General features: G+C 42.8%; 16 protein-coding genes. 7 read left to right on the forward strand and 9 right to left on the reverse strand.

All coding sequences use genetic code 11. The annotated features are described in order from the left end of the window. Window positions 1–134: 134 nt before the first annotated feature. Window positions 135–1,019, reverse strand: coding sequence for a LysR family transcriptional regulator (locus QR722_RS06965; RefSeq protein WP_286286545.1), 885 nt, complete (start codon window positions 1,017–1,019; stop codon window positions 135–137). A gap of 304 nt (window positions 1,020–1,323) precedes the next feature. Here QR722_RS06965 and QR722_RS06970 point away from each other — a divergent pair, with 304 nt between their 5' ends. Further along, the gene (locus QR722_RS06970) at window positions 1,324–2,088 is read left to right on the forward strand and encodes an SDR family oxidoreductase (protein ID WP_286286547.1); all 765 of its coding nucleotides are present in this window, start codon (window positions 1,324–1,326) and stop codon (window positions 2,086–2,088) included. Between the two features lie 190 nt (window positions 2,089–2,278). Here the strand turns inward: QR722_RS06970 and QR722_RS06975 are convergent, their stop codons facing one another. Next, window positions 2,279–4,777, reverse strand: coding sequence for a S8 family serine peptidase (locus QR722_RS06975; protein WP_286286549.1), 2,499 nt, complete (start codon window positions 4,775–4,777; stop codon window positions 2,279–2,281). A gap of 511 nt (window positions 4,778–5,288) precedes the next feature. On the opposite strand from QR722_RS06975, the gene QR722_RS06980 reads away from it, so the two are divergent. The 5 genes from QR722_RS06980 (at window position 5,289) to QR722_RS07000 (ending at window position 8,892) form a co-directional block, all read left to right on the forward strand. Next, window positions 5,289–5,708, forward strand: coding sequence for a curlin subunit CsgB (locus QR722_RS06980; protein WP_286286551.1), 420 nt, complete (start codon window positions 5,289–5,291; stop codon window positions 5,706–5,708). Between the two features lie 29 nt (window positions 5,709–5,737). Beyond that, window positions 5,738–7,195, forward strand: a complete 1,458-nt coding sequence (locus QR722_RS06985) for a curlin (protein ID WP_286286554.1) — start codon at window positions 5,738–5,740, stop codon at window positions 7,193–7,195. A gap of 68 nt (window positions 7,196–7,263) precedes the next feature. Continuing rightward, window positions 7,264–7,653 (forward strand): CsgE family curli-type amyloid fiber assembly protein, encoded by a 390-nt coding sequence (locus QR722_RS06990; RefSeq protein WP_286286557.1) that lies wholly within the window; start codon window positions 7,264–7,266, stop codon window positions 7,651–7,653. A 4-nt stretch (window positions 7,654–7,657) separates the two neighbouring features. Next, window positions 7,658–8,110 carry a curli assembly protein CsgF gene (locus QR722_RS06995; RefSeq protein WP_286286558.1) on the forward strand — a complete coding sequence of 151 codons (453 nt, stop codon included), beginning with the start codon at window positions 7,658–7,660 and terminating at the stop codon, window positions 8,108–8,110. Between the two features lie 2 nt (window positions 8,111–8,112). After that, entirely contained in the window at window positions 8,113–8,892 is a 780-nt protein-coding gene (locus tag QR722_RS07000) for a CsgG/HfaB family protein (protein WP_286286560.1), read from the forward strand. A 26-nt stretch (window positions 8,893–8,918) separates the two neighbouring features. Here QR722_RS07000 and QR722_RS07005 read toward each other — a convergent pair whose 3' ends face one another. Continuing rightward, window positions 8,919–9,599, reverse strand: coding sequence for a response regulator transcription factor (locus tag QR722_RS07005; RefSeq protein ID WP_286286562.1), 681 nt, complete (start codon window positions 9,597–9,599; stop codon window positions 8,919–8,921). 292 nt (window positions 9,600–9,891) lie between these two features. Here QR722_RS07005 and QR722_RS07010 point away from each other — a divergent pair, with 292 nt between their 5' ends. Further along, a complete protein-coding gene (locus QR722_RS07010; protein WP_286286564.1) occupies window positions 9,892–10,734 on the forward strand; it encodes a cation diffusion facilitator family transporter in 843 nt (280 codons plus the stop codon). Window positions 10,735–10,911: 177 nt separating this feature from the next. Here the strand turns inward: QR722_RS07010 and uspE are convergent, their stop codons facing one another. From uspE to QR722_RS07040, 6 genes are all read right to left on the reverse strand, one after another. Continuing rightward, entirely contained in the window at window positions 10,912–11,829 is a 918-nt protein-coding gene (gene uspE / locus QR722_RS07015; RefSeq protein ID WP_286286565.1) for a universal stress protein UspE, read from the reverse strand. A gap of 198 nt (window positions 11,830–12,027) precedes the next feature. Continuing rightward, window positions 12,028–12,327, reverse strand: coding sequence for a chaperone modulator CbpM (locus QR722_RS07020; protein ID WP_286286567.1), 300 nt, complete (start codon window positions 12,325–12,327; stop codon window positions 12,028–12,030). Window positions 12,328–12,332: 5 nt separating this feature from the next. Next, window positions 12,333–13,277, reverse strand: coding sequence for a DnaJ C-terminal domain-containing protein (locus QR722_RS07025; RefSeq protein ID WP_286286570.1), 945 nt, complete (start codon window positions 13,275–13,277; stop codon window positions 12,333–12,335). Between the two features lie 43 nt (window positions 13,278–13,320). Beyond that, entirely contained in the window at window positions 13,321–14,550 is a 1,230-nt protein-coding gene (locus QR722_RS07030) for an efflux RND transporter periplasmic adaptor subunit (RefSeq protein WP_286286572.1), read from the reverse strand. A gap of 2 nt (window positions 14,551–14,552) precedes the next feature. After that, window positions 14,553–16,919: an ABC transporter permease gene (locus tag QR722_RS07035; RefSeq protein ID WP_286286574.1), complete on the reverse strand. Its 2,367-nt coding sequence runs from the start codon at window positions 16,917–16,919 to the stop codon at window positions 14,553–14,555. Between the two features lie 4 nt (window positions 16,920–16,923). Beyond that, the gene (locus tag QR722_RS07040) at window positions 16,924–17,664 is read right to left on the reverse strand and encodes an ABC transporter ATP-binding protein (protein WP_286286576.1); all 741 of its coding nucleotides are present in this window, start codon (window positions 17,662–17,664) and stop codon (window positions 16,924–16,926) included. Window positions 17,665–17,812: the final 148 nt, after the last annotated feature.

Here is a 17,812-nt window from a genome sequence, read left to right on the forward strand (position 1 = left end):
CAGATGTACATTAACGCTGCCGAAGTACGCTTGTGAAATGGAATAATTTAATCAGCCCATTAGCTAAATTAATCAGCCGTTGTGATGAGATGTTATGCAAAGCAACATAATTTATTTATGGGTACAATTTTGCATTATAAATCAGCGCATACAGAGGATTTGTTGAGGAAGTGTTGAGTATTGGAAACTATCGATTTAAGTACTTTTTGTTGCAGATGACTGAGGTACTGTCCTTCGAGATAATAGATAACAACTGGATTGGTAACCTGATTAGGATGTTCGATAATGGCTATTTCAGGGATGTCTGATATCAGATGATGAGATACCACCGCTTGACCTAACTGCATTTTAACTCCGTCAATGATGCCGTAAATATTGTCATAAAAGCAGCGATGTAGACACACATTCGGTTGTGCCTGTTGCTGAAAGAAATGATAGGTGGTCATGTCCTTCTCATCATGATCTAGAAAAGGCTGGTCTTGGCCCTGGTGATCTGTGTGTTGAATGTGAACAATGGTTTCTTCTGCGACCTGTATTTTAACTAAATTGGGGATATCACTTATATAATCCAATAGAATAAAGTCCGCCTCACCGGATCGTAGCATCGCTGGTAGATCTCTCATTTCTCGACAAAAAAACTCCACCTGCAAATCAGGACATTTAGCAATGAGCTCTTGCAGAGCGGGTATGATGGCGGAGCGCAAAATTGAGCTGTAAGTTGCGATGCGGATAATGCCATGGCTTTTTGTATCTTGGCGGCCAGAGATACGTTCCAGCACGTCCTCTTCCATTTTGAGCATATCCCGCACGTAGCCGAGCAATATATTTCCTGCAGTTGTGAGTGTGACCTCTTTGTCACCGCGGATCAGTAACGTTGTTTCAATTTCTTGCTCAAGTTTGATAATACGTTGAGACAATGCTGATTGAGTGATAAATAAATTATCGGCAGCGCGGTGAAAGTTTTTACAAATTGCCACTTGATTGAATGCCAGTAAGCGGTCTTTGTTCAATGTTCTCATGGTTATTTGGCCTACGGGTGACCCTATGAGGTCAAGGTATTGAGTAGGAATAAGTGTGCTTGCAGCGTAAATATCGCTCTATCCTGTTAGGCTCTTAATGATTATAGTTGCTCTGCACAGAGTTGCTAAACTTAATCGAGTAAGTCATCCTCTAAAGCCGCATCGTTTAATACGATCCTATGTCAATGGTATTCATTTAACTTATGGGCCCTCATCCACTGTCAAAAGTATTGTTAAAAAAGTCAATTTGCTAGGCTAATGCGCTATTTAGCAGATTACAAATAGCATTCAAGGGTTAGATTAAATGAAACAACAGCATCAATTTGATAATAAAGTGGTAGTGATCACCGGCGCAGCCGCCGGAATCGGCGCTGCAACTGCACTGGCTTTTGCCGAACAAGGCGCAAAGGTAATCCTGGCGGACATAGATCCCCTAGGTGAAACTGTTGCAGAACAAATTCGAGCTAAAGGTGGCCAAGGGGTATTTCAGCGTTGTGATCTAACTGATACGGGCTCTACCGCACGCTTATTTACATTTATTAGTGAAAATTTTGGTGCAATTGATATGGCTTTTAATAACGCCGGCATTGATATCGAAACCACTAAGCTTGCCGATGGCACTGAAGCTGACTTTGATAATATTATGAATATTAATGTAAAGGGTGTATGGCTGTGTATGCAGCACGAGATAAAAAGTATGCTCAAATCGGGCAGGGGAGCCATTGTGAATACTGCCTCTATTGCGGGTTTAGGGGCGGCACCTAAAATGAGTATTTACAGTGCCAGTAAGCATGCTGTTATTGGGCTGACCAAATCTGCAGCGATTGAGTATGCCAAGAAAGGTATTAGAGTGAATGCGGTGTGCCCAGCCGTTATTGATACCAACATGTATCGTCGTGCCTTAGCCGGAGATCCTAGAAAAGAGCAGGCTATTTCCGCTATGCATCCTATCGGTCGGGTTGGTTCGGTAGATGAAGTGGTTGCAGCCGTTATGTACCTATGTTCTGATTCAGCTAGCTTTTCCACTGGAGTAGCATTACCCGTTGATGGCGGCTCCACAGCGATTTAAACGATCAGCCTATGATTTGGTGGGGGCACCACGCTTCTTCAGCCTATCACTAATCAACCTGCCGTGAGACACAATAAAAAGCGGTCCTTTTAAGGACCGCTTATTTTTGATTACCCACTTAGCCGATTATCAATTTATATAGTACGACAATCAGACTAACTGGGTTGATGTTGCTTAATCATTTTAGCGATTAAAACGACACCGTTACTTCTTCTGAACAGGCTGTAGTTTCATCACATACCATATAGGTAAATGACGAGCCTGATACACGGCGCTCTCTATCGCGATACACACCATTATTCTCTACCGTTTCAAGTAACACACCGTTGCGATAAATATCTACGGTCTCAGACGATGATCCAGACCAAGACAAATCAATGCGTAAGTTACCGAAACGGGATTGATAGGCTCTATCCACCACTAAATCAATATCAACACTGGAAACATCAATTGTCACAGTGACCGTATCTGACATTCCTTCAGCATCAGTAGTGGTTAACGACACATTGTAACTACCAGTGGCGGCGAAAGTATGCATTGGGTTTGTATCGGTAGATGTTGTTCCATCACCAAAGTCCCACATATGACTTACAATGTCGCCATTCACGTCTGTACTTTCATTAGTGAAGGTTACTTGCAGACCATCAGACTCATAGCTAAATGCAGCTACTGGGGCTGCAGGAAGCACATCGCCGATGCCGTTAATGATTAAATCCCAACCGTTAAGCGTGCCATTGTCACCATTGAAAGTATCAACAACATTTAGGGTCCAATCACCCGTTGCTACTTGGCCATTAAAGGCGCCGGTTGCAAAGGTTTCAACAATATCGTCTTCAGATCCACCAGAATTAGCAGTTAGTATGGTTGTAGTACCTGCTGGCGAGGTAAGAGATACAATTAAGTCACCACGATAAGTATGGGTGATATTCACAAATGCACTAGTACCAAATACGGTCAAGGCATCTGGGACGTTGATAATTGAATCAATCCCTATGTTATCTGGATCATCTTCATTGGGCAGGGTTGGAATAGATTCGTTATTGCTATAAGTGAAGTCAGCTAACCCTTGTGGGAACACATATAAACCTAAGGATTTTTCTTTCACCAACTCACCACTAGTGCCTGTCACGGTAAAGTCATAGTCACCGTAAGGTGTGTCATCTGCGGTGTTAACCGTTAGAGTGAAGGTATCACCCGGCATTACTGTTGTAGCGGATAACTCACCTAATCCAGACGCATCGGTTAATGATAAAGTTACTTCACCTTCCCAATCTGAAATTGCACCAACTTCAAAGGTGTAAACCGCAGATTCACCCGCCGTGATTTCAGTATTCGTCGGAGTAACTGAGAATCTGAAGCTTGGAGTAGGATCGGCGTCAAGCATGGCTTGATTGACGTTCAGACGTTTACCCGAGACGGTTCTGCCTAACATTACGGCATTGTCATCACCTGAGTTCATCAGCAATTCTTTCATCTCAACAGCAGTTAGATCTGGATTGATTGACCAAACCAAGGCTGCCGCTCCTGCAACGTGAGGGGTTGCCATGGACGTTCCAGAATAGGACGCATAGGAATTACCCGGTGTAGTCGACAGGATTGCCGAACCTGGTGCAGCCATATCAACCGAGGTTAGTCCATAGGAATAACCAGAGTCACCGTCAGTGCGATTAACACTGGCGACGGCGAATACGTTTTCAGTTTCGTAACTTGAGGGATAGTGAGGAGATACGTCATTATCCACGCCGCTATTACCTGCTGCTGCAACAAAGAGGATATCCGCTGCTGCCGCAGCTGCTATGGAATCTTCTAGTGCTTGGCTGAAGCCGCCTCCGCCCCAACTGTTGTTAAGCGCTCTGATGTTTACACCAGCATTTTTCAGGGCTACAAAGTAGTTGATACACTCGATGGCGCCATCCGTTGAACCAAATCCATCTGCGGCAAGGAATTTACAACCAGCTAAAGAAACTTGATGGTTAACGCCCACCACACCGATGCCGTTATTACCCGTCGCACCTATAGTACCTGATACGTGAGAACCATGGGATTGGTCATCCATAGGATCTGAATCACCGTTGACTGAATCGATACCATAAATATCATCAATGTAGCCATTGTTATCATTATCGATGCCATCATTCGGCGTTTCACCGGGGTTCATCCACATGTTGGCAGATAAATCCTCGTGGGTGTAGTCTATACCCGTATCTATTACTCCAACAACAATACTGCTATCACCTGTACTAATTTCCCATGCTTCAGGAGCATCTATATCAGCATCCTCAACACCACCACTTTGGCCAGTGTTATTCAAGCCCCATAAACTACCAAATTGGGGATCATCTGGGATCAAATCGGCTTTTACAATATAGTTTGGTTCTGCATATAGCACTGCCGGATGGCGATTGAGGGCTTCTAACGCGTCTTTTACAGAGGTAGTGCGTAAACTTAATTTAGCCATACGCCCGTTTAATAGATGTTTGAAGCGATCATCCACCTCATCTCGATTTGCATCTGTTATACGTGCATTAACAGCACTTCGAGCAGACACACGGTCACGGGGCGTAGCATTATCTTTGTAGACAACAATTACAGAATCTGATTTATACGTAGGCGCATCAGCAGCTACCGCATGAGTCGCGGCAAGAGCAGGCAATAACGCCAAAGTTATTGCAGAAAGTTTGGCTTTCATAATTTAAGAATCCTAAATAAACACAAGTAAACTTAACCAACGGTTAAGCAATGGTTTGAGATCCTCCGATACAACTAGACTTTTTTCTAACATTTACACAACACAATTAACCTACCCTATGTTGACCTCCCTTGACTATCAAAAAGGGTAAAAATACTACTATTTTGGTAACTCGGAAGTGACTGTTGGTTAAAATTGGTACTAAAGGGTGAGGCTGGCGACCGACTTTGCCCTGTTTGTTTTTTAGCCTGAATCGACTTGTGGTACTAAAGTACCAGTCTAGCCGAGGTTTTCGACTTCATAAGTGCAAGGTATTGATAAAATTGAAATTTTTAAATACTACTTTAGGGCTATAGCAGCTAGGTGGCGAATAGGTTTACAGTTTGGTTGAGGTTACGGAGATTGTTTTTCGTGCACTAAGGAACAGTAAATTATGACTCACTACCACTTTCAGCTTTTGCCTATACTTAGTTCAGCTACATCAAAATGTAGCAACTTATTTAGGGTATTAATGCTGAGTGGTTCGTTGAGTATTGTTGCGCTTCCTGCCTTTGCCGCTGATTCATCTCCGGACCTAGTAGATTCCCCTTTGACTTTGAGTCTAGCCCGAACTCTCGATATAAATACTGATTCCAGTGTGGTTACTATCGACCAGTACGGTATACACAACACAACACTAGTAATTCAATCAGCCAATTCAACAAACCTGGTTAATATCACCCAATCGGGTAATGACAACTATGCATCCATATCTCAACTTGGTATTGGTAATATCGTTGATCTTGTTCAAGATGGTAGCAGCAATAACTTTGAGATTATGCAACAGGGAGATTTTAATTCGGCGAACATTCATCAACTAGGTGAGCAAAGTTTTATCGTTCATCAAATTGGTAACGAAATGGTTGTAAATATTACCCAATATAAGAAGTAAGATATTTATGATCTTCAATGGAGAAAAGCATGAAGTTTAAGAAAACAATGATAGCCAGTTCAATACTACTTGCAGCTTTGACTGGTCAAGCATATGCCGCACAGACCACAGATCTGAAAGGCGATAATCCAGCTGTAAATTCTGATTTTATGATAGCTGCGGTAGGTAATGTAGCTAACTTGGTTCAATCTGCTCCTGAAGGAAATGCCGTTGGTAATGTGTCTTCAATTAGTCAAGAAGGCGATTTAAACGGTATTGATATTACTATTGTGGGTGATGGCAACGTTACCGATACCCAACAATTTGGTGAAGAGAATACCTTATTAGGCAATATCTTAGGTGATGAGAACAGCCTGACTGTTTATCAAGATGGGGATGGTAACGAAGCCGAAGCAATTATTGAAGGTAATCTAAATGAAGTCGATATTTCCCAACTCGGAGATGGTGGCTCGTTTGGCATTACTAATCGTTCACTAAATGATGTGATAGGTGATGCAAACTCTATCGTAATTGATCAAGGTGATGGTGGCCATTGGGCTAACAATAGTATTGAAGGTAACGACAATGCCATTGAGGTTATTCAAAGTGGTGAATGGCACGAGTCATACGTCAGAGACCTATATGGTGATGGCAACGAAATAGATGTAGAACAACAAGGCTATTATAACGTTACCAATGTTTCCTTCGTTGAAGGTGATGACAATGAAATTAATTTGGAATCAGACGGCGACAGAAATATTATCGGTGTCGCTATGGTAGGCTCTGACAACGATGTCGATTTTGAATTGACGGGTAACTATAATAATGCAAGTTTTGGTATTTTCGAAGGTGACGGAAATAACGCCGAAATTACTCAAGACGGTGACTACAACATAGCTACCATTGATGTGATAGGTGACGATAACTATATTGAAATCGACCAAAATGGTGACTTCAATGAAGCCTATGCGGGTGCCGTCGGTGGAGACAATGATTTAGATGTACAGCAAGACGGGGACTTCAACCTTGCCAGCACCGTCATTTTTGATGGTTATGAGAATGAGGTTTCGTTGTCGCAAGACGGTGATGATAATATTCTTTTGGCTGAACTTGGTGTAGGTGAAGAGGGCCCAAGTGGTACTTACACTGATGAAAATACTATTAGTATGAGCCAAGACGGTGATCAAAACGACATAGTAGTGCGTGTTGGTGGCTCTGTTGATAGCTTTAGAAATACCTTAGACGTGGTTCAGGATGGTGATCTGAATATTCTTGATTTGTTAATTGATGGTTCAGACAATATGATTAACATTGCGCAAGAAGGTATGGGTAACTGGGTTGTTGGTGAAGATGAATTCGCGATGACCATCACCGGTGACAACATGAGCTTAATGGTGTCACAAGTTGGTAATGACAATTTGGTTACAGGCAGTATGACTGGCTCTGATGGCAGTATATCTGTTTCACAAATTGGTGATTACAACGTAGCTGATATTACACAGCAATAGTAAGTAGGCAGTTATAAAAGGGGAGCGTTCCCCTTTTATAACTCAATATTGTGTTTTTGAAGTGAGTTATGCGAGTAAAATATAAGATTATAATTTGGCTTTTTAGCTACCTACTAATCACGCCAGTCCATGCAGAAGAACTCGTTTTAAGTGGCTTGTTACTGGACAATACCATTAGCCGACAAGGGCATGAATTTGCCAACCAGTTTGGTAAATATTGGCGGGAAATTCCGAGCTCAGTTGGTCAAAATGTACAAATCAAAGAAATAATCGTTCCTAAAGCGGGCACCAAACTTTCAGTTCACTTCGATAATCGAATCGTCTACCAAACCTACATGGGGCGCAGGCAGACACCGATTAAACAGCGGGTTGAGAATGCAGTCGTTTTGCTAATTGAAGCTATTTCACAAGCAGATATCGAGCTGAACAATCCAGATTTAGCCGATGATGAGTGGTAAATAAATGAGAAAAAAAATAATAACAAGAGTGGGTCTAGCCATCGCGCTTGGACTGTTTGGTGTCGGCGCTCAGTCAACTGAACTAGTCTACGAGCCAATCAATCCAAGTTTCGGCGGTAATCCCCTCAACGGTAGCTTTTTATTAAATAAAGCGAATAGTCAAAACACCCATACAGCCTCTACCAGTGACCGTACCTATGCAGAGCGTCTGCAAGAATCCCTTGAGCGCGCCTATATAAATCGAATTGTGCGAGAAGTCACAAATTTAGCATTTGGCGAGGTTGAATATGATGAAAACGGTGATCCCATCGAAAGTATTTTTGCCGATGATTCAACCTTTGTCAGCGGAGACTTTCAAGTCGGGTTAATTACCAGTAACCCAGATAGTATCGTGATTGAAATAACCAATTTAATAACCGATGAAGTCACAATCGTCGAAATTCCAAGGTTTGGATAAGTATGAAGTCAGTAGCCGTAATACTTTGTTTAGTTGTTTTATCTGGATGTAGCGCTTTATCGAACGTGATCCCCCCATTTGAAGAAGCCGCTATCGTAATTGAAGATTCTGCAACACTAAGGGAATTAAAAGCCTTACCTAAACCAATGGGGAAAATCCCAGTTTCTGTCTATGCATTTCGTGATCAAACGGGTCAGTATAAACCAAGTAGTGGTGCAAGTTCGTTTTCAACCGCCGTCACCCAAGGTGCCACTTCTATATTAATGCAGACATTGAGTGAGACAGATTGGTTTTTGCCGGTTGAACGTGAAGGTTTACAAAATATTTTAACCGAGCGTAAAATTGTCAGGGCGGCTAATCAAGCCGATAGTGAAGGGGAGGAAAGTCCCGAACTACCGCCACTTACCACAGCTAAAATTATTTTGGAAGGCGGGATCATTAGCTATGATTCCAACATCAAAACCGGTGGTTTTGGCGCTGAATACTTTGGTATTAATGCGTCTGAGCTGTTCCGAGAAGATCAAATATCGGTTTATATGCGGGCAATAGACGTTAGAACCGGGCAAGTTCTGGTATCGGTTTCTACCAGTAAAAAGGTGCTTAGCAAAGAAATTAGGGCTGGATTATTTCGCTATATTAGTTTCAAACGATTAGCAGAAATCGAAGCTGGCTACACCACTAATGAACCTATGTTTGCATGTGTGCAGCAAAGTATTGAAAAAGCGATTGCCGAACTGATTGAAAAAGGCATAGAGAAAGGAGTTTGGAAAGCTCGGGCTTAATCGAGTTTTCCATTTTAAATCACCATCTAACAGGCCGTTTTAGCGGTCTGTTGTGACCAAGACATCAGTTCTACTCTATTTCTGCAATTGGTCTTTCTGAAAATACTGTAAATGTGAGTTTTGACAGTATTCACACTGATATGTAATTGATCTGCAATTTCTCTGTTTTGCGCACCTTGACTGATATAAGTGACAATGGTCTGTTCACGTTTAGTTAAAGATTGTCGCCAAAATTCACTTTTACGGGTGTCGACCTGTTCGGCTGCAGTGCTGCTATCTTTCAGCAACTCATTGATGACTAATTCCATAGTGGAACGGCGAAACCATTTTTGCGCGGCTTTTATCTTCGAAATACCCTTCAGCACTATATCGAGTTTATCGGCAGCATAGAATAGTCCGTAGGCACCAAGTTTTATGGCATTTATTTCCAGCTCGGTGTCGTCCGAGGCGTTAAAAAACACCACTTTGGTGCTGTGGATATGCTTTATAATGGGCAACTTGTAAAAGGTGTTTTTATCCATCCCATCAGAATCAATAAAGACCACATCATATTCAGAGGTGTTTTCTGGGGAAAGGGGATATTGACCGATTTGTAAATCAAATCCGCAAGCATCTACTAGATCGATGAAATGGCTTAAACTACAGTGTCTATTTTTTGCAATATCAGCTTTGGAAGGGGAAATAACGAAAGCTTTCAATCCATGCATATTCAATCTATCCCTAAGACGCGCAACGCACTTTTTCATCCGCTGCATTTTTAACTTCGAGTACAATTATATACAAGGGGGTTCAGTGTGCAATGCTAATATAGAATTAAATGCTAAGCCTTTGGTCGTACATGATTTAATCAACAATTGATACAGATTAAATCCGATTTGGATTACATTACTATCTCTGAGATGAGAATCTTTGTCCTCACAAAGCGCAAGATGCAGAGTGGTATATTGTATTTAACAATATGGAAGGTGCTATTATTTTATTTATCAGGCTGTATTTAATATGAACGTTAAGCAGGTTTTGCTCATTGAAGGGGCGGTTAACCTTCTGATGACCCTATGCAAACTTGCCGTGGGGGTGATAAGTAATTCTGCGGCTATCATTGCCGATGCAATGCACTCGTTAACGGATGTAGCTAATAATGGTATTGCCTGGTTAGCAAATAATATCGCTGAACAGGCCCCAGACAACGAACATCCATATGGCCATCGAAAGTTTGAACAGTTAGCGGTTTTTTTTCTCGCCTCACTGTTAACCATAGTGGCATTTGAATTACTGCTACATGCCATCAAACGCTTTGGTGAGCCGGTTGAGCAAAGCTTTGTAGGTTTATTTATTATGATATTCACTTTGGTGGCTAACATCGGCTTAACCCTGTGGGAGCAACATTGGGCGAAAAAACTGGATTCAGATATATTAAATGCAGATGCCAGTCATACTTTTAGTGATGTACTAACTACGTTAGTAGTGATTGTTGGATGGCAGCTTGCTTATTATGGATATTACTGGCTGGACACGGTATTTGCCGTCGCCATTGCCGCGGTGATCTTTTATCTTGCTTTCAATTTATTTCGAAGAGCGATCCCCATTTTAGTCGATCAACAGCGGCTTGATACCCAAGCAGTCACAGATGAAATTGTTAAAATTCATGAAGTTAGTAGTGTTTTGCGAGTTAGATCGCGGTTTGATGGGAAAAAGATACTGGCCGATATAACCGTAACCGTCGACCCAACAACAAGTACTATAGAGTCCCATGTTATCGCTGATAAAATCGAGGAGTTGTTAGCCGAGCGTTTTGCAGCCAAAGATGTGATGGTGCATATTGAACCTAAAAATAAGCAATAGATCAGGAATGAGGGTGTCTTGCCGTTTACCTTCATTTCAAAGTAAACGGCGCAATTAATTAAACTAGGCACCGAGATCACAAACATTCAGGCTGTGTTGAAAGGATCCAGATGTAGATGATCTCTGAGAAAACCCATTGCTTCTTTCACACTTGCTTTTACGATCTATTTTCATTTACTAAGATTTTTTGCTCTTATCCGGTTTTATGGCGAACACTTCGCATGTCAAATGAGATAACACTTTCTCCACTGTATTGCCAAAAAATGCGCCTGAGATACCACTTCTGCCCACAGTTCCCAGTACCACTAGCTGTGCTTCCAACTCTTCTGCCAGCTTATTTATACCCGTTTCGGCTGATGTTTCCAATAGGTGGATATTCTGCTTGGGAATATCATGTGTGGCTAAAAATGTGGTCATTTTATCTTTATGGAAATCCTCGGTAGCCTGTCTCATTTGTGGGTAATCAAAGTCGGGTAAGCCGTCTGGATATACTTGGGTGGGTGTTTCGAAGGTATTGACCACATGAACACTGCTATTGCCTAACTTAGCCAACATCTTCGCGCTTGCAATTACCTTATTATTGAGTTGAATATGCTCGCTATCGGAAGTTGTAGGGTCAATTGCAGCCAATACAGGTCCATTGTCCCAAACGGATTTTTTAACTAATAATAAAGGCGCAGGGCAGAAGCGCAACAAATGACGGTCAATCGGCATAGCAAAAGGATTGAGGGTATTAATGTCATCTGTGATCCGTTTAATTACTAGATCTGGTGCAAGTTCTGTTGCCGCAGTTTCTATTGCTTCTTCAAGGTCACGATGCCAAGTTACATGAATAGTACAGGCAATCCCTTGGTCGGTGATATCTTTTGCCACCGACTCCATATACAGTTGACGATCAGCTAAATACTCTCTTTTCATCTCTTTGCGATGTTCACTAGACAATACATCCGTCAGCTCCATGACTGGTTCATAGATTGAGTTAAAAAGATGGATATGGATATCGTTATGTTTGGCAAAGGCCAGAGCTCTTTCTAATGCCGCGTGCCGTCTTCTCTTGCCACTTATAACAACGAGTATATTTTTAGGTGTATTCACTGTCGTGCTCTCTGTATGGATTAATAGCTTAACTCTATGTGTTTTGCTGAGAGTTATTTTGATACAGATCAAGCTTCCCCTAGGAAACACACAAAGTTAATAGTTAACAAATATTTATCTTGGATAACTATTTAAATTAAGCCGCACAACGACCAGGGTAACGTGAAAATTACGCAGCCAATAATGGTTGGTGATACTTCAGATAAATCGCTGCAGTTTTTGCTGCAAGCTTTGATTTTCTCTGCGTAATACTTCGTTTTGTTTCATTAATTCAATTGCCAGGGCGGTTGCTACCCAATCAATTTCAAGTTCTTTTTTAAGTTGAAGTGCTTTTTTCAACCAATAAGCGTTTTCTACATCAAACACATAGGCTTCGTCTTCATCCGCTCGAATAGGGCTAGCAATGCCATATTCAACTATATCTACCACAACGGCTTGTTCAATGCGCTCCGAGTCACACAGGTCTTGAATCGAAATATATAGGGTAATGTCAGTCATTTTGGTTAACTCCATTGTGTACGGGGATCAAACTTTTGTTGTTGTTGTAGTTTTTCCCATAGTGCTTTGCTTTCAGTTGAGGTTTGAGTTGGCATAACTACTTTTAGGATAGCTAACATGTCACCAAATCCACTTTTGCTACGCAAGCCCTTACCTTTTATCCTGAGTTTTTGTCCAGATTGGCTATTGGGCGGTATGTTGAGTGATATTTTTCCTGTTAACGTTGGTACCGTAATTTTGGTACCTAACGCTGCTTCCCAAGGTGCAACAGGTACAGTCAACACTACGTTTTGTCCGTCAATATCAAATAATGGGTGTGGAACAAATCGAATATGCAAGTAGAGATCACCTGGGGGCGCATTATTTCTGCCGGGCGCTCCTTTGCCTCTAATCCTGATCCGTTCACCGTCGGTGATCCCTGCGGGTATTTTTACTTTCAATTTTTGTTTTAAGTGTCGTGTTTGCCCCTGCTCAATAACCGGGATGCTGTACTCAATTTGTTTAGATTCAATACTCAGGGTATCTTCTAAAAATATAGGTACTTCGAGACTCAGATCTTGTCCTTTAAAAAAATCAGCATCGGTTTGTGTGGACGGACCATAACCCCCATCACCGCCAAAAACTGAGCGGAAAAAGTCGGAAAAATCCTGTGAAGAATAATGGCCGTCACCGCCTCTGCCGTCTCCTCTAGGTCTCCAACCTGGAGGCGGTTCGAATCCACCTGATTGAGAGTTTGAATAACTTCTTAATTGATCAAATTCGGCCCGCTTTTGGCTGTCTTTGAGAACCTCATAAGCCTCAGATACTTGTTTAAATTGTTCATCACCACCAGCCTCTGGGTTCATGTCAGGATGGTATTTTAATGCCAGCTTCCGATAGGCTTTTTTTATTTCTTTGATATCAGCATCTTCTGCAACACCAAGTATTTTGTAATAGTCTTTAAACTCCATAAAATCATCCTAAAAGTGAGTGATAAACTGGCTTATATCATGGTTACAGTGTATTGGTTTCAAGTGTTTGGATTGGAATAACCTTAACTCCGTCTATAATTTGATTATTCGGGTATTTAATGAATTTTTCTCCTTGTTTCAGGCCTTGGCGAATTTCGGCAAAATAGGCATTTTGCTGTCCAATCACCACTGAGCGTTTTTCGACTCTGTCATTGACGACTGCATACAAAGCCCAGTCTTTGTTATCTCTAAAGAGGGCAGTGATGGGCACCGTTAGCAAATTCGTGCCTTGCCATAAAATAATGTCAACATCCAATTGATAACCATGGCCAAGTTTAGACCAGGATCCGTCATCTTGAACAAAATCAATGATGACGTTCACCCGTTGTTCTTCAATTCCCAAGGCCGATACTTTTTTAAAACCGATAGGCTCGATGCGATTTACAATACCTTTGAGTGGTTTGTCGCCTCCCCAATTGGTTAGATTTACCTGTTGCCCAGGTTCAACTTTGACCGCATCGAAAGAGAGCAATTCAACCACAATTTCTAATTCTTTAGGATCGCCGATTTCAATTAATGAAGTGCCTTGCTGCACTACGCCTTCACTTTTATTGATTATTTTTAAGACTCGTCCATCTACTGGCGCAAAAATATACAGGCAACTGCAACTGCCGTGTTGAGCTTGGGTGATAGCAGGGGATAGCAGTTGGGCTTCCACACGCTTTAATTCAAAGGTGCGCATCTGTAATGCCGCATTAGCTGTGGCTAGCGCTGCTTGCAGTGTTTTATAGGTACGGTTGGCTTCATCTAACTCTCGCTCAGAAACACTATTTTGCTGTTTGAGTTTGCGCATTCGTTCAAGCTCTGATGCTGCGAACTCAAGCTCAGCTTCGGCCTGAGTGACTTGTGCCAATGCCAGTTGTCTAGATGATTTTGCTGTTTCAATATCAGCCTGAGCTTGTAATTCGCTTCTCGGGTCAAGCAAACTTGGATCAAGAGGTTCAATCTCGGCAATAATCGTTTGCCCTTTGAGCACGGGGTCACCTACCTCTGCCTTAATGCGGCGCAAATAACCGGTTACTGGCGCCGACAGCAAAAAAATATCCCGTACCCGAGTTTTGCCCTCATCAGAGACAGAGATGCTTAATTCATTTTTAGATAGGGTCGCTATGTCTGCGACTATCGCTTTCGGCCAAAGCATATATGTTATAAAGATGGCAAGTACCACCAGGATACTTAGCCATAAAATACTGCGTGACTGACGACTTGGCATAATTACTCCCGGGTTTTCAAAACTCTAATTAAGTCCAATTTATCCAGCCGCCGACGCACAAGTGCAGCCGATACCGCAGCGGCTGCTAATACAAACAAAATGGCGTAGGCATAGGTAGATTGATGTATCACCAGCGGTACGCGATACATCTCGGTATCGAAAGATTGTGCCATCGACCAAACAAGGCCAAAACCAAACAAACAGCCAAAAGGAATACTCAGCACGACCAAAAACAGCACTTCCCCGAGCAATACATAGGATATTTCGGATTTGGAAAATCCTAACACACGCAAGGTGGCTAACTCTCTTCCTCGTTCGGACAAGGCGATTCGAGTGCTGTTATAGGTCACGCCAAACGCCAATAGTATAGCTAAGCCGGTAAACATTGAGATAAACACCATTAAATGCTCTATTAACGTTTGATTGAAAGAATCTAGGGCCGATTCTCTTAACATAACAGCGCTCACTTTCGGGGTGTCTTTCAATTGACTAAACAAGGCCGGTTGCTGACTTTTATCAAGTAAAAGATTGGCATAGGTAAAACTTGGTGGTTCAACTAAATATCGGTTTAAACTGTCTAAGTCCATATAGACAGGAAGGCCTATGTAGGCTTCAAAAATGTGCACTATGGGTAAGTGTATTTTAGGACGGCGTCCTTCGAGTACTTCAACCCAGATCTTATCGCCAACGGCAACATTGAGTTTTTGTGCTAAGCGAGCTGCTATAACCAAGCCTCCTTTGGGTACATTTACTATTTTGCCTTGCTTGTCGTCATAGATAGGTTGTAATTCTCCAGTGGGCAAAATTGCTTTTATCATTCCGCGATGGGTAATAGATGAGGCTTTAAAATCGGCACTGACAAAACGCATCGGTTCGGCTCTAAGTACGCCAGGTAGCTTGGCAAAGTCATGTATACTGCGCATGGCTACAGGCTCGTAAACGCCTACCATGGCGTCTTGCCGTTGGGCGTCAAAGAAATAAACCTTGGCAAGATGGTTCAATGAATCACTCCACTGCATGCTTAAAATGATCAGGCCAATCGCCATGGCAACACCAAGACTGGTTAATGCTGAACGCAATGGCCAACGTCCAATCTGGCGCAGGGCGATCCGGGTAGGTTGATCTAACCATGCAAACCACCTTTGACTCGAGAGTCGTGAGTGTCGATATATCGGAGGTGACGGGGGAGCCATCGCCGCTGCAGGGGGTAGTTGCACCGCAGTGCGCACAGCGCTCAACGCCCCTAGTATTGCTGCGGTGATACTCACCCCAGCTCCCATTAACAGCGAATCAAATCCCGGTTGGTAAATGAGCAATGGAAAGCGAAACATCTGCGCGTACATCGTGGTATTTAAGTGGCCAAAATAAGTGCCCAGCGCCGAGCCTAGAATGATGCCAATGATGCTGATAACCAATACCATTTTGGTATAGTGCCAACCTATGCGCAGACTACCGTAGCCAAAGGCCTTCAATAAGCCAATTTCGGCTCGTTCAGTGGCGATTAATCTGGCCAATACCATGTTAGTTAAAAACATAGAAACGGCGATGAAAATAGTCGGAAGAATAGTCGCCATGGTGCGCTGTTGAGCAATCTCATTCATCACGAACCAGTTGGATATTTGGTCTTTTCGAGGGATCGCACTGCTCCCTCCATAGGGCTCTAAAATCCCGTCCAATTTATCTAATATAGGCTGCTCAGGTGTGTTTAATGAAAGGCTAAGTACCACATTGTTAAAAGATTCTTTTAGATCATATGCGCCGGCTAAAATGTCACGACTTAGCCATAATACGCCGAACCTTTTGTCATCAGGTAACAGCGCCCCCGGACCTATGCTATAGATAAATTCTGGGCTCAGTGCTATTCCTACGACACTAAACTGACGCTTAGCGCCATTCATTATTACTCCTAATGTCACCCCAATTTGCAGATTATGCGCTTGGGCAAAGGGCTCACTCACAATGACTTCATCGCTGTTTCCTTGAGTGATCCACCTTCCTTGTCGTAGAACAATTTGGTTGAGTAGCGGTTGGCCGTGTGCCGGAATAGACACAAGTTGACCAATGGTGGGCTGGTTAAATCCTTGAATATCTAAGGTCGCAAGGGTGGTGATACGTGTTTGCAGTGACTGCACGCCTTCTATTGCAGCAATTTGATGACTAAGACGCTCTGGAACCCGTTTAGCATAGGCAAAGACGTCAGCAAAACGATATCGTTGATAATAGGTTTCTGTGGTTATTTCTAACGCTGAAATGGTACTTAGCGACATCACTAGTGTTGCTACGCCTGAACCGATGACCAAGGCGACGGCGAGCACTTGGCCGCGCAAGCGCCAAAGATCTCGGAATAGTTTTTTATTTAGCGCGTTCACAAGACTACCAAACCAATTCACTGGCCGGGCGAGGCTGTGTATTGACTGTGCTACCAGAGATTAAGCCATCTGAAATATACACAATACGATGGGCCATATCACCCACCACTGTATTGTGAGTAATAACGGCTGTGGCCGTGCCCAGTTGGCGATTAATATTTTCAATGGCTTCGAGGACCAAGATACCAGTTTGCTGATCAAGTGCACCAGTTGGCTCATCACACAATAGTATATCGGGTTGTTTGGCAATGGCCCGTGCTATCGCCACCCGCTGTTGCTCTCCACCGGATAGCTGTGCAGGAAAGTGATCTTTGCGGTCAGCCATATTGACCAGCGCTAGCGCATCCAGCGGACTAATAGGGTGCTGAGCAATTTCGGTAACCAAAGCAACATTTTCCAACGCAGTTAGACTGGGGATAAGGTTATAGAATTGAAACACGAAACCAACATGGTCCCGCCTGAAGCGGGTTAACTGGTTATCACTGGCTTTACTTAAATCGTGTCCTTGATAAATAACCCGTCCGGAGGTAGGGGTGTCCAATCCGCCTAAAATGTTGAGTAAGGTAGATTTGCCACTGCCTGAGGCTCCAAGTAATACCACCATTTCGTTGGGGTAAAGCTCAAAATCTACGCCTCTTAAGGCATTAATTTGCAGCTCGCCACTCTTATACACTTTGGTTAACTGATGGGCTGCCAATGCTGGCGAGGGCAGTTTGTCACTCTGTGGGTTAGTTGGGTTGGTCATCTAGCCTGCCTTAGTGTTAAGGCTAGTATTATCAGGCTAAAAATGATGACCAATTTGACCTAGATCAAATTGCCAAGCTTCATTTGGATAATTACCCAAACGACTGACAAACAAGCCTGTCATCCTAATGGTTTGAGCTAAAAGGTAT

The sequence above is a fragment of the Aliiglaciecola sp. LCG003 genome (assembly GCF_030316135.1).
Lineage (GTDB): Bacteria > Pseudomonadota > Gammaproteobacteria > Enterobacterales > Alteromonadaceae > Aliiglaciecola.